The sequence below is a fragment of the Novosphingobium terrae genome, assembly GCF_017163935.1.
Classification (GTDB): Bacteria; Pseudomonadota; Alphaproteobacteria; order Sphingomonadales; family Sphingomonadaceae; genus Novosphingobium; species Novosphingobium terrae.
The window spans coordinates 982,689-996,436 of sequence record NZ_JABVZR010000002.1; the positions used below are offsets into that span (position 1 = coordinate 982,689).

General features: G+C 51.7%; 9 protein-coding genes. 7 read left to right on the top strand and 2 right to left on the bottom strand.

Annotation, left to right across the window (positions count from 1 at the left end):
• The first annotated feature begins 10 nt into the window (after positions 1-10).
• Entirely contained in the window at positions 11-499 is a 489-nt protein-coding gene (locus HGK27_RS22745; RefSeq protein ID WP_206245182.1) for a hypothetical protein, read from the top strand.
• A 382-nt stretch (positions 500-881) separates the two neighbouring features.
• On the opposite strand, the gene HGK27_RS22750 is transcribed toward HGK27_RS22745, so the two are convergent.
• Together HGK27_RS22750 and HGK27_RS22755 are read right to left on the bottom strand one after the other, a co-directional pair.
• The gene (locus HGK27_RS22750; RefSeq protein WP_206245183.1) at positions 882-2,207 is read right to left on the bottom strand and encodes an O-antigen ligase family protein; all 1,326 of its coding nucleotides are present in this window, start codon (positions 2,205-2,207) and stop codon (positions 882-884) included.
• Positions 2,208-2,209: 2 nt separating this feature from the next.
• Positions 2,210-3,289 (bottom strand): glycosyltransferase family 4 protein, encoded by a 1,080-nt coding sequence (locus tag HGK27_RS22755; protein ID WP_206245184.1) that lies wholly within the window; start codon positions 3,287-3,289, stop codon positions 2,210-2,212.
• A 467-nt stretch (positions 3,290-3,756) separates the two neighbouring features.
• Here HGK27_RS22755 and HGK27_RS22760 point away from each other — a divergent pair, with 467 nt between their 5' ends.
• From HGK27_RS22760 to HGK27_RS22785, 6 genes are all read left to right on the top strand, one after another.
• The gene (locus HGK27_RS22760; RefSeq protein ID WP_206245185.1) at positions 3,757-5,985 is read left to right on the top strand and encodes a glycosyltransferase; all 2,229 of its coding nucleotides are present in this window, start codon (positions 3,757-3,759) and stop codon (positions 5,983-5,985) included.
• Positions 5,986-6,049: 64 nt separating this feature from the next.
• A complete protein-coding gene (locus HGK27_RS22765; protein WP_206245186.1) occupies positions 6,050-7,474 on the top strand; it encodes an alkaline phosphatase family protein in 1,425 nt (474 codons plus the stop codon).
• A gap of 207 nt (positions 7,475-7,681) precedes the next feature.
• Entirely contained in the window at positions 7,682-8,500 is an 819-nt protein-coding gene (locus tag HGK27_RS22770; RefSeq protein ID WP_206245187.1) for a hypothetical protein, read from the top strand.
• A gap of 1 nt (position 8,501) precedes the next feature.
• Positions 8,502-9,290 (top strand): metallophosphoesterase family protein, encoded by a 789-nt coding sequence (locus HGK27_RS22775; protein ID WP_206245188.1) that lies wholly within the window; start codon positions 8,502-8,504, stop codon positions 9,288-9,290.
• Positions 9,291-10,548: 1,258 nt separating this feature from the next.
• The gene (locus HGK27_RS22780; protein WP_206245189.1) at positions 10,549-12,090 is read left to right on the top strand and encodes a lipopolysaccharide biosynthesis protein; all 1,542 of its coding nucleotides are present in this window, start codon (positions 10,549-10,551) and stop codon (positions 12,088-12,090) included.
• Positions 12,091-12,185: 95 nt separating this feature from the next.
• The gene (locus HGK27_RS22785; protein WP_206245186.1) at positions 12,186-13,610 is read left to right on the top strand and encodes an alkaline phosphatase family protein; all 1,425 of its coding nucleotides are present in this window, start codon (positions 12,186-12,188) and stop codon (positions 13,608-13,610) included.
• Positions 13,611-13,748: the final 138 nt, after the last annotated feature.

Consider the following 13,748-nt stretch of genomic DNA (forward strand, 5'->3'; position numbering starts at 1 on the left):
ATGGGCCGTGATGACACCACCCAACCCCACTAAAGGTCTTTGCAGTCCGCTGCCGTTAAGGCAATTGATTTATGAGTTTCTCAAAGGCGCATTGTTCAAAAACGGTACAACGAGGACTGCGATGCAACATCTCAATGAGAGCAATAAAATTACTTTTGACGGCACAGTCGGCTATCTCGTCCACGACCTGAACGATGCTGCCGTAGCACGCAGAGTCGATCTCCTTACCCAGGGAGGCGCAAAAGTCCGGATCGGCGGCTTCAGGCGCCGCCCAGCTCCAGACAAAATCGGTGCCGCAAATCCCATCGTAGATCTCGGCGTCACAAAAGACATGCGTCTTGGCCAGCGCATACTCGCGATCATCCGAAACATCGCACGCTCAAAACAAGCACGACACGTCACCCAAAACGCCGACGTCATTATCGCGCGCATTGGCCTCCTGACCAATTCAACGAGAGAGCCAAACCTCCTCGAAGGAAACCTCGGCTCGGTTCATTGACCAACATCCCCCCCTGCCCCGCAGGCAAACTTCGCTTGACCGTTACGACGATTAAACTTTGCATATAACAGGAGTTGGATTTTCCCGGCTCAGTGAATTTGCAGCATCAACTGCCCGAGAGAAAGTCTCGGTACAAACTACGAACCGCCTCTGCCGGCCATCAGTGGCACCTCCACGTTCCCCAACTCTTGGCGCGCCTGACCCAAGCTCTCACCGACAAGGAGGTAGGCCAACAAAGGCTCAATCGCGACCAGCAGCAAATCATCGACATCCCAATACGGCAGATGCCCGAAACCCGGGAAAGTCGCATTGTCAGAGAGAAGAGGTCGGCCCAACGTTCAAGGTAAACGCGCGATCGTAGAAAACAACGGCCAGCGCATGCTCAATCTACTTCAGAACTCTTCCTGAAAACCGGCCTGGAATTTCGCTTGAGCAGCGCCAGAGACGGCGTCAAAAAGAAAAGAATTTCAACAGTATCTGGCTGCCAAATTCCCAACGCGACACTCTCCGTCAAAATACGAGAGACATAATACACGAAGATCGCAACCCCCAAAGCCTCAATTTCATCTCCCGTTGCCAAGGCCCGAACGACGCGCTTTCCAATGAGTGTCGCCATTGTCGTAGCGACCACAAAGAGCCCGACCATTCCCCCCTCAACGCGAATTTCACGCATAGTGTTATGGAAGTTAATCCCCGACTTGCCGGGAATATCATACATTTCCCACAGTCCTTCAGCTGTCGGATTGCCAACAGTCCAGAATGCGTCATAACCTATGCCAAAAATCGGATTGTCCTTGATAATCTTGTCGGCCGTCGCCCAGAAATAGAGACGGCCACTGAGCGCAGGAGTTTTATGAAAGGTCTGCAAAATGAGACCCGTTACACTGTCCTGTATTTCCTTCCCAAAAAAAAGGAAGATAATTGCCATACTCACAAAGACAAAAAACATTAAAAATTGAACGGAACGCCCAGACCTCCCTGCTATCAGGACAATAAAAAATACTGCCGTGGCAAATCCCAGCGCAATTATTGATCCGCTAGCCCGCGCAATAACAACAGCGTATGCACTCACCAGATAGAGGCCCGCGAAGCTTGCAAACGCCAACAAGCGTATATTAATTGACTGCTTCCGATCCCACCCCCAAATGAGCAAGCAAAGAGCAGTAATTCCGGTCAGCGCCGAGGTGTGGCCGAATATATTTTTCCCACCCCCGAGTCCGGCAAATGCCGTCTCACCCTGAGCCTCCCAAAAGACACGACCGCCAAAAATAAGGGAAAAAATTGTGTATGTGGCATAGGCTAACGCCAATCCCGTCACTGCTGCTCGACGATCTGGAGCAGCAACGATTGAAATCACCAGAACAAACGTACAAAACAGTTCAGCATCAGAGTACAAGGTTTTCCAAGGATATATCGACCACGTTGAAGACAGGAGATAATATAACGGAAGAGCGAAAATCAGCGCATTGCGTCGGAGAGCTGTAACACTCTTGCCAATATGTGCAATCACCCAAGAACTAGAGACCAAAAGAAAACCAACAATCCAAAGTCGGCTACCCATCGAGGCAAATAAGAGTTGAACCTGACATAGGTAGATCAAAAAAAACGACTGCCAAGCCTGCGACACATTAAATCGAGCAGCAGGCTCAGGCAACCTGGAGGTGTAATCACCCACCTCACTTACCGTTGAATAATGCTGATTATCCACGCTCAATTCGCACCTTCAACGTTAAGCATTTCATCGCAGATTGACGCAACATAATTGTCGAGACTGCAATGAGCAACGATCCATTCGCGGTTGGCCCTCCCCCAAGCGGAAAGAACAATCGCGTCACTGTCGTTGACCGCTTCGATTGCGCGCACCATCCCATCTGCATCGCCGGGCGGGACACGTAAACGCGGATCGATTTGCATCATATATTCAGCTATTCCGACTGTTTCAGTCGCAATCACCGGGCAGCCACAAGCCATAGCCTCGATCGCTCCGGTCACCCCGGCAGCATAATCGACTTCATTTAACGGAACGATTACAGCTTTCGCGCTGCCATAATAATTTCTGAGCGCATCATAGCTAACGCGCGGCATTGCCACAACGTTAGGCAATTGCCCCCTAGCATCGTTCGCGCTAGTTATGCCTGTTCCAAAAAACCCATGCCCAAAAATGCGCATGACGTGATTTGGCAAGCTAAAGAATGCCTCTTTCACGACATCATAGTCACGATTTTCTGCGCCGCATGCAACAAAATCGACGTCATCTAACCGCACGACAAGCTCAGGATTGAAAAAACGGTCATCAACCCAATTATAAAGTGCTCGAACACGTTCGTGCGGAAAGCCCGACAGAGCCACCATCAAGCTGGCCTGCGCCTCCGAAACAGTTATGACCCGATGAAAAACGCCGGCCCCTATCAGGCGAAAGATCTTTGCGCGCCGCCGCGTTATACGGTGCGCAAGGCAAACGAGGCGGCCTTTCCAACCGCGCAACCGGAGCAGCAGCGCCAGCGGCAGGCCGACGTCTTCACCTGTAACGTAAATCGCTTCATATCGGTGAGCAATGAGCGCTGCGTGAACAGCGGCTCCTAGATTTGGACGGCCTGCAAATAGCCAGTTGAACCACGCTCCATGGATTTGGGCACCCGTGGTGAAAGAGATGCAATCTCCCTCTGTAGCCCGGGCTATTTCCACAAACTCAATGCGTGGCTCGTCCTTTCCGATCGTGCCAGCCATATAGCCGCTGAAATCGCCGCGCCCGACCACGACTGCACATTTGATCTGTCTTTTCGTCGTCATAGATCACACGTAGCCATTGGCATCAGAACCTTTGATCGATCCGCTAACCACGGGGATAACTTGCACTATCGGAAGTCATCGGAGCTTCAGCTGCGAGGCGCCGCCAACAGCGGGATGATAGAGCACCATTTTCCGCATTGCAACGTAAACACGGGCGTACCAAGTGCCGAGATGGCACAGGGTCCGCCCGGAGATTGTGAAAAAAATCCCGTGGCAGGCGCAAAATGATGCTAACTACCCTCGAATTTGACGCAATGCACAAATGTGCTGAGCAACTGCAGCACAGGAGGAGCAACGATGCCAGCCAACTCCGTTCATAACGAAGTTTATGCTTCGACTGCAAAAAATGCACGGCTTGCTGGGGCGCCTTTCCTTCGCCGCGCGAGCGGCAGAAGTGGTGGCCTCCTCACCTCTGACAACAATGCGCAACAGGGAATTTGCGCGCAGGGTATGGTAAATTGGTGACTATGGAAACTGCCCTCCCTCCTCGCGTATCGATAGTTATCGCTAACTATAACGGCGAGCGGTATCTTGCTGCAGCAGTTAAATCGGCGCTGCAACAGTCGATATCGGACATAGAAATCCTGATTGCCGACGACCTTTCAAACGACGGCAGTCCAGCCATCGCTTTGGCATTGGCGGCCAATGATCCACGCGTTCACTTCATCGCATCAACCCGCAACAGTGGCCCTGCAGGAGCACGAAACCGTGCAATCGCCCAGGCCCGAGGCGATTGGATTGCCATTTTTGACAATGACGATTTGATGCACCCCCTGCGGATCGAGACCCTGATTGAAGCCGCAGATCGGTATTGCGCGGATATTGTAAGCGACGACCTGCTGGTGTTTGACAATCAGCTTGGATCTGAAGCCAAACGCTTTTTAGAACATCCTGAGGCCGATGGCCCGTTCGAACTCACACCACTTCGCTATTTTTCTCAAACTGTAATGTACGGGAAAAAGCCAAATCTGGGCTTTCTCAAACCGATCATTCGCCACAGCGCACTAAAAGCCGCCCGCCTTCGCTATGACGAGCGATTGCGTATCGCCGAGGATGACGACTTGATCATTCGCGCACTGGCTGCCGGGTTGCGGTACTGGGTTATTCCAACACTTACTTATTTTTATCGTAAGCATGCCCAATCGATATCACATCGAACTTCTATTGCCGATTTGGAGGCCATGGTAGCAGCTTCGAGCCGAATTGACCGACTATTCCCGAGCGCAGATGCCGCTACCCGGCGAGCGATTGCGCAACGCAGCGCCGCCACTCAAGATGCCGCAGCCTTCGAGCATTTTCTCGATGCGGCGAGGAAGCGTGATGCGCTGACCGCGGTTCGTGTTCTATGGACTCGCAAATCAGCAGCACAACTTCTGCGCTTGCCACTTGCGGCAAGGTTCAGGCGCCTCAAACCTCGCCCTCAACTGTCAACCAAGCAATTTGGACGACATGTACTGATAGTCAGCCGGCAGCGCATTGTAGGAAGAACCAACGGAAGTTCAACCTATCTTCTTGATATTGCTAGTGCAATCCGTGAAGCTGGAATGTTACCCCACCTATTGCAACCTTCCCCCTCGATCACGGGTCGACGCCCGATATTACGACTTGGCAATGATCTCTCCATCTTCGAGACTCACCGAATACGCGGTGTCTGGAAGTGGGGTTCATTTGTCGTGTCGCGTGACTTTCGTGTTTGGAAAGATGCCTCACAAGCTATTATTGCGCGCATCGCCAAACGGTTTGGCATCCGACTGTCACTTCCGGACACCCCCTATCCTCACACGATAACTGTCCCCTGGAATGACGACGATAGATTGTTCGTTGCACAGCAAGGCCGTCAACACGCCGATGCCATTCTAATCGACTATGTCTTCCAAGCCGAAGCAATTCCTATGCTGATGCGGCCCGAAGCACAGAGTGCGATCGTCATGCATGATCTGTTCGTCCAGCGCGCCAACAGCTTTGGTAGCGCTGCAAATCGCGATTCCGTCGATATTATCGATGAAAATCAGGAAGCCAGGCTTATGAGCCGAGCCGACGCGGTGGTCGCGATCCAATCCCAGGAGGCCGAGTGGGTTGCAAGGCACGTGCCGACAGTCAGTGTTTTTACCGCTCCGATGGCTGCTCATCCAGTACCCGTTGCGCAGCCTGGTGACGATCGCACGGTTTTGTTTGTAGGAAGCAACACTTCACCGAACGTGATTGCAATCGAATGGATCCTCGAATCGCTCTGGGAACGTGTACGCTCAGCCATTCCGGATGCTCAGTTGATTATCGCCGGCTCAGTCTCCGCGGCATTCTCAAGCGTGACGACACCGGGAATCAAGTTCTGCGGCGTGGTCCCTGATCTGGAACCTCTCTATCGTCAGGCCGGGGTTGTGATTTCACCTCTGACTGTCGGTTCGGGACTGAAGATCAAGCTAATCGACGCAATCGCACGGGGTAAGGCAATAGTCGCCACGTCCGTGACACTTCAGGGCGTGGAAGCCGAGATTGGTTCGTCGGTGATTTGTACAAATGACGATGCCACCTTTGCCAACGCCATCATAACCTTGCTAAAAGATCCAGCGGAACGTTTAAAGCGTGCCGAATTGGCACTTGAGGTAGCAAGAACTGACTTTTCACCTCAACGCTGTTATGGTGCGGTAACCGACTGGCTCGCGGGCTCACCCAAACTCAATGAGCCGCTTTCGTAGTTAACGGCTTCATGCTAATCTGCCGGGCGGCAGCTATTGGCGATTTGGATGATTGGAAACGAAGATGGCCAAAGACGTCATTGTATTAGAATTCAATGAATTGACCCCTTCTGTGGTCGATCGCCTCATCGCATTGGGCAAGCTGCCCAATTTTGCCAAGCTTCGCAGTCAGTCGATTGTAGCTATAACCGATGCAGAGGAAGCGCCACCTGCGCTGGAGCCCTGGATTCAGTGGGTGACCGTTCACACAGGCCTTTCCTATGCAGAGCATAAGGTGTTTGATCTTGGCGACGGCCCCAGGCTGAAAGAGCCTCGAATTTGGGACATGGTGTCGGACGCTGGTCGGAAGGCTTGGATTTGCGGCAGCATGAATGCAGCGGTCCAAGGCGGCTCGTTCAATGGCATGGTCCTTCCGGATCCGTGGGCCACCGACATCAAGCCGCAACCGGCAGGGCTCTTCGATCCCTATCTCGATGTGGTACGCACTTATGTGCAGGAATACACAACGAACCGCCCAGGCGTCAGCAAAAGCAAGATGCTTCGCTTCATGCGCTTCATGGCAGGAAACGGCTTGTCCTCTCGCACGATGCTTGAGACGATACGCCAGCTTGTTGGCGAACTGAGCAAGCCGATCCATTGGCGCCGCGCAACAATCCTCGATCGTTTGCAGTGGGATATCTTTCGCAGATTCTATCGCACCGAACGCCCTGCACTATCGACATTTTTTCTGAACAGCACCGCGCATTTTCAACATTATTTCTGGCGCAATTTCGAGCCTCAGGCGTTTTCTGTCAATTCGGATGCTGAGACGCAGAAAAAATATGCAGAGGCGATCCCTTACGGCTACCAGAAGATGGATGAGATCATCGGCGAAGCCAGGGCACTTGCAGGGCCTGAGACGAGCATTGTGCTTTGCACAGCATTGAGCCAACAGCCGATGCTTGACCATGAAGATATTGGCGGCAAGCAGATCTTCAAAATGCACAACCAGGATAAGCTCTTCGCTTTTGCCGGGGTCCCCGAAGGCTATACCTATGCCCCTGTCATGGCAGAGCAATTTCATCTCATCTACGACACTGAAGCGGAAGCACAAAAAGCAGTCGAGAGACTTCGTGGCGTCAAGCTGCCCGACGGCACGTCGGTGATGATGGCTCGTTGCGAGGGCTCCAGGGTGTTTTCGGGCTGCGATCTCGTGACCCATCCCGCGGCAAGCGCGAAGATCACATCCACTGCGTCAAATGAAACGCCTGCGTTTGACGCAATGTTTTATCCGGTAGAGGCCGTCAGAAGCGGTATGCATCATGCCGATGGAATGCTTTGGATTTGCACTCCTGAGCATATGCATACCGTCGTAGAGAGGCGCGTGTCACTGCGGGAAATCGCACCAACCCTGCTTACGCTCGCAGATATTCCCGTAGGCAACAGTTTCGCCCTCCCGCCTATGCCTGAGCTCGAATGGGTCAATCCTGCCATCTCCCAAGCAGCCTGAAATCCGGTTTTTTCGGAAGGATTGTCAGTATTTTCTGCCGCCTAGAGATAAACCCGAAGGCATCCGGATGAGCCAAACCATCCCGGATCGCCTTCGGCTCTTGGAAAGAGAGCGAGTGTTTTACGAAACTAGCAAGTAATTGTTATAATGTGAAATCTCTCGCCAACTGTCTTCAGCTAGCTCAGGGCATGAAACGGGGTAATTCGATTGTCAGCTGAACAGCCTTTCACGCCGGAAAGCCACTTGCCAATCAACTGGCGCCTAGCTGCGAACGGGGTTTCGCCTGGCGATGAAATGCAAGCAATCTTCGGCCAGTTCTCATCGAAGGGAGCAATGTCATCGGCAGTTGAACAAGAGGTCGAGATCCCAACCGCGCAAATTGCAGAAAAATTCCAAATTCTTGCAAGTTCACTACAGGTTCGCCGCCCCTCCCCCCGGCCATGGAAAATTGCATTAGCAACGGCTATTCTCACGGCCGCCATGCTTATTTCAGCAATATTCTGGTATAAGCATCAGGAAAACAATATAAAACCTCTAGGAACGCCCCTTGTACATGTTAACAACAATCACAAAATCAGTCATATGTGTCAAACCAATGGTGCCTTAGACGTCAGTTGCACTGCAATTAAAAGCCCGGGCGGCAACCAGGGTCAACACTCTACAAAAAATGAACTCCCTTTCCCAGATTCTCTATCATCACCTCTTGATATGAGGAAGAGAGCGACAACGCCGCTATCCCTGGACATCAATGATAATCTGGCCTCCGGCTCGAAATGCGCTGGCGCAACCAATAGGAACTCTTTCCATTGCAAATCCAATGCAATTCTGGTCGCTGATCATGAATTAAGCGATGCTTACGCAACAGCAATTCACGAGAACGTATCAAGAGAGGTTCTTGCTAGTTACTCTCAGCGCTGGTCGGATCTGCGCGAGCATGCAAGCGAAGATCCTGCGGGCACGATTGAGGCCTACAAAACTATGGCAGCCGAACTCAGAGCACGCACGACGCCAATAGGTCAACATTGAGATGAACATTCAATCAAATTCGCACAGCCTTGATTTTTCAGAAATCGACAAGCCAATTCCGCGCGATGCGAATACCGACGGTCGCTTAATCTATGCGATAGGTGATATACATGGATGCTACAGCCAGTTAAAATCTCTCCTGAAGATTGTTACTAACGATGCCACGCAGCGCGCCAATGGCAGGACCCCTCTTTTAATATTCTGCGGTGATTATATTGATCGAGGCCCCCACTCATCTCAAGTGATCGACTCGCTTTGCTGGTTGAAGCGCCACCGCCCCTTTGATCTGCACTTCCTAAAGGGAAACCATGAGGCGATCCTGCTGCGTTACCTATACAATCCAAGCGATTCCTTATCCTGGATCCGCTTTGGAGGTCGAGAAACCCTGTCTTCTTATGGCGTTCGCCCCCCGGACGTGAACGCCCCGCTTATTGACCACGTCAGAGCGCGAGACGATTTGATGACACAGCTTCCCGTCTCTCACCTGCTATTTCTTGAAAACCTCGAGCTATCTGTAACGATTGGTGACTATACATTTGTGCATGCTGGCATCAAACCGGGGGTCCCGCTTGATAAGCAAGTCGAATCTGACGTTCTCTGGATCAGAGAGGAATTTCTTAATTATAATAGCCAACACGAAAAAATAATTGTTCATGGACATACTTGGTTTGACGAATATCCAGTCATTGAGCCGAATCGGATCGGTATTGACACAGGCACTTATGAAACAGGTGTACTTTCAGCTCTCCGCCTTGAAGACGGAGAGATTGAGGTATTGCATGCACGTTGAGGAAAATGGAAATTCAATTGTTAAATCTCATAAAAATCTCGGATTTTCCATTTCAATTGCACCTTTAGCGGCAGTCGCATAATCCTCTTCGAAGGAATTAAGGATCGCAAATATGTTCCAACGAATAAAGTGCCTGCTGGGATTTCACCTTTCACCACATCCATATTATCGTTGGAAACAGGATGGGCTAGAAGTCGGAAGCTGCCTGGCATGTCGAAAATTGGTGGGCCGGATGGGGCGAGGTGAACGTTGGCGGCGGCTGTAAATGTTGCGGACACCTCATTCGGCTTCAAGGCAGCACCTCGTTTTCTGGCGATTGCCTCCCTTTATTGAATTGGTTATGCTCAGGTGATGCACAAAAAGTTTGATCAGAAGGCCTGGTTGATGGCTCTAGGAGCCCTCCTAACCGTGGCGTCGGCTGGTTCAGCTCTCGCAGATGGCTGCCGCGACAATCGCGGTCGGCTTATTTACTGCCCTGATTCGAACACCGAAAATGAGCCTTGCATTGACAAACGAGGTTTCGAAGTTTCCTGCGGCTTGCCCGGGGCCAATCGCAAAAACTCGATGCCCCACAAAGTTGAGCGCACCTCTACTTTAGAACGAATGTCAACGAATGTTACGAAACGCAACGTAGTAGCAAGCGTTCGCACGCCGATCGAACCTGAAGCACTTCAAAGCACTGCCAAACGCAGAGCATCGGCTAAGAACAAGAACTCAAAATCTGCGGAAACCAATAAATTATCTTCCCAGTAAATGCCAGATCAGGCGTTTTATAAAACGAAGGTAAAGGCCACCCCTTCCGCCTCTAAATATCAAACAGCGCTTCAAAGAAACTTTATAAACTTAGCCTTATATTTTTCTCTTAAATCATATCAAGCAAAGCGCTGTCGCTATACCAATCGCGCTCGACGATGCACCTCTCTCGATCACGCTTCACGTCCTCCAGATAGGCAAAGCAGAAGCGCCGGCCTTTAAGTCACTGAAACATCGGGCACACTAAGACCTGATCCGGCCGCAATGCATAAATCCTCAAGCGTGACCTCAATCAAATCCCGACGCATGGTGACCAAAGCCCATGTGAAAATGGTCCTTATGTTCACTGCCCAAAGGCATGTTTTCAAAGTACCTTGCTGGCACAAAGGGCGGGAATCCGATCAAAAATAATTCCCGCCAAGGATGGCGAAATATGCTAGCCCCTTGTTAACTTTGATATAGGACGCGAGCCCGTTCGACCGCAGTGGTAGCTTGAGGAATAACAATGTCGATCAAAACCATTCCTGAAGATGTTGAAACTGCTGCCGCGGAAATTGATCCGGGCGAATCTGAAAGTTTCTCCCACCGAGCCATGGGCGGTGCCCTTATGCTTGGATCCGCTCAAGCAGTGAAGTTTGCCTGCCAGCTCGCCTCAACAGTGATCCTATCGCGCTTACTTGCCCCGACAGATTTTGGCTTATTTGCAATGTTGATGCCGCTTGTCTGGTTCGTGATGATGATTCAGGATTTTGGATTATCCAATGCCGTTATCACTGTTCCGGATGTATCCAAATCGCATGAGACAACACTTTTTCTGATCAATATCGGCCTATCGGTCTTTCTTGCAGGAACATTAGCTGCTGCATCGCCGCTAATAGGGGTATTTTACGGGACAACAGCTGTTGTAAATCTGGCAGTGGTACTCTCAGGAACCATCGTTCTTTCCGGACTTTCGACTTTGCAATTTGCCATCCTTACGCGCGACCTACGGTTCGGAGCGATGACAATCGCAGAGATCGGTGGCGCAGTTGGAGGCCTCCTAGCCTCGATCATTGTGGCCATCATGCACCCCAGTTCCTGGGCGCTCGTTGCATCAGTGATCGGCAATATGTCAGTAGGGCTCATCTGCGGCTGGGGTGCTACACGTTGGACGCCCGGACGCCCCGCGAGGCTTTCGGAGGTCAAGCATCTACTTGCATTTGGCGGCGGGATAGCGAGCGCAAATATCTCCAATTACATTGCTCGTAATGCTGATAATATCCTGATTGGCAGGTATCTGGGGGCCCAGCCCCTTGGTTTTTACGATCGAGCCTATAAGCTCCTTCTATTCCCGTTGATGCAAATTGTAAGTCCGTTGTCACGTACAGTCGTGCCCATTCTTTCTCGCCTGGCGAACGATGGACCGCGCTATAAGGCAGCATATCGACGAGCCTCCAACCAAATTATGCTCATTGCCATACCCGGAATGGCAGTTCTCGTGGTGATGGCCGATGAGTTAATTCCGCTTGCTATGGGGAGGCAATGGTCAAGTGTCGTCCCTATCTTCCGCTGGCTTGGTCTGGCAGGGATGTATATGCCGCTAAGTCAAACTCTTCCTTGGCTCCTGGTTAGTCAACAACGCACACGCGAACTCTCTACTGTTATGGCAATGCACACGGCGGTATGCGTTATTGCATTCGTTGTCGGATTACAGTTTCAGGTCACCGGCGTCGCAGCATCTTTCGCGCTTACCGATCTTTTTGTTGGATTGCCTTTGATGATCCTATACGTTGGTCGATCTGGTCCAATCTCAGCGTGGGATCTCGTCAAACTGGCCGCTCCACATGTGATTTCCGCCAGTTTGACCGTCATAGGGTTGCTTGTGTTTCGTCATTTCGTTTCGCTTCCCAATCTTCCAAAATTAATCGCAGCCGGGTTCTTTGGTTATGCAATTGCCTGGACTGTATTGGCCCTCCTCCCTGGCGGGCGCGAGACCATCAACCAATTCATAGCACTGGTCAGTCGCGCAACCGGAGGACGCTTGGCTTGGCTGAGCGTTGCATCTTGATCAGAGTCAATTTGACGGGCCGCTTTCGTAGTTAACGGCTTCATGCTAATCTGCCGGGCGGCAGCTATTGGCGATTTGGATGATTGGAAACGAAGATGGCCAAAGACGTCATTGTATTAGAATTCAATGAATTGACCCCTTCTGTGGTCGATCGCCTCATCGCATTGGGCAAGCTGCCCAATTTTGCCAAGCTTCGCAGTCAGTCGATTGTAGCTATAACCGATGCAGAGGAAGCGCCACCTGCGCTGGAGCCCTGGATTCAGTGGGTGACCGTTCACACAGGCCTTTCCTATGCAGAGCATAAGGTGTTTGATCTTGGCGACGGCCCCAGGCTGAAAGAGCCTCGAATTTGGGACATGGTGTCGGACGCTGGTCGGAAGGCTTGGATTTGCGGCAGCATGAATGCAGCGGTCCAAGGCGGCTCGTTCAATGGCATGGTCCTTCCGGATCCGTGGGCCACCGACATCAAGCCGCAACCGGCAGGGCTCTTCGATCCCTATCTCGATGTGGTACGCACTTATGTGCAGGAATACACAACGAACCGCCCAGGCGTCAGCAAAAGCAAGATGCTTCGCTTCATGCGCTTCATGGCAGGAAACGGCTTGTCCTCTCGCACGATGCTTGAGACGATACGCCAGCTTGTTGGCGAACTGAGCAAGCCGATCCATTGGCGCCGCGCAACAATCCTCGATCGTTTGCAGTGGGATATCTTTCGCAGATTCTATCGCACCGAACGCCCTGCACTATCGACATTTTTTCTGAACAGCACCGCGCATTTTCAACATTATTTCTGGCGCAATTTCGAGCCTCAGGCGTTTTCTGTCAATTCGGATGCTGAGACGCAGAAAAAATATGCAGAGGCGATCCCTTACGGCTACCAGAAGATGGATGAGATCATCGGCGAAGCCAGGGCACTTGCAGGGCCTGAGACGAGCATTGTGCTTTGCACAGCATTGAGCCAACAGCCGATGCTTGACCATGAAGATATTGGCGGCAAGCAGATCTTCAAAATGCACAACCAGGATAAGCTCTTCGCTTTTGCCGGGGTCCCCGAAGGCTATACCTATGCCCCTGTCATGGCAGAGCAATTTCATCTCATCTACGACACTGAAGCGGAAGCACAAAAAGCAGTCGAGAGACTTCGTGGCGTCAAGCTGCCCGACGGCACGTCGGTGATGATGGCTCGTTGCGAGGGCTCCAGGGTGTTTTCGGGCTGCGATCTCGTGACCCATCCCGCGGCAAGCGCGAAGATCACATCCACTGCGTCAAATGAAACGCCTGCGTTTGACGCAATGTTTTATCCGGTAGAGGCCGTCAGAAGCGGTATGCATCATGCCGATGGAATGCTTTGGATTTGCACTCCTGAGCATATGCATACCGTCGTAGAGAGGCGCGTGTCACTGCGGGAAATCGCACCAACCCTGCTTACGCTCGCAGATATTCCCGTAGGCAACAGTTTCGCCCTCCCGCCTATGCCTGAGCTCGAATGGGTCAATCCTGCCATCTCCCAAGCAGCCTGAAATCCGGTTTTTTCGGAAACGGCACATAATAAACGCAAGCGATGTTCTGGAGTGATTTTGGAAGCTCTTCCGGTCAAGGCACACTGAGAATCCGCTGTCTGACTGAGGCGTCCCGGCGCTTCACGCGTTGCTGGACCC

Excerpts from the sequence above, each read along its gene's own strand:
- HGK27_RS22765 (WP_206245186.1), top strand. The coding sequence starts at position 6,050 with ATGGCCAAAGACGTCATTGTATTAGAATTCAATGAATTGACCCCTTCT.
- HGK27_RS22745 (WP_206245182.1), top strand. The coding sequence starts at position 11 with ATGACACCACCCAACCCCACTAAAGGTCTTTGCAGTCCGCTGCCGTTA.
- HGK27_RS22780 (WP_206245189.1), top strand. The coding sequence starts at position 10,549 with ATGTCGATCAAAACCATTCCTGAAGATGTTGAAACTGCTGCCGCGGAA.
- HGK27_RS22775 (WP_206245188.1), top strand. The coding sequence starts at position 8,502 with ATGAACATTCAATCAAATTCGCACAGCCTTGATTTTTCAGAAATCGAC.
- HGK27_RS22755 (WP_206245184.1), bottom strand. The coding sequence starts at position 3,289 with ATGACGACGAAAAGACAGATCAAATGTGCAGTCGTGGTCGGGCGCGGC.
- HGK27_RS22760 (WP_206245185.1), top strand. The coding sequence starts at position 3,757 with ATGGAAACTGCCCTCCCTCCTCGCGTATCGATAGTTATCGCTAACTAT.
- HGK27_RS22785 (WP_206245186.1), top strand. The coding sequence starts at position 12,186 with ATGGCCAAAGACGTCATTGTATTAGAATTCAATGAATTGACCCCTTCT.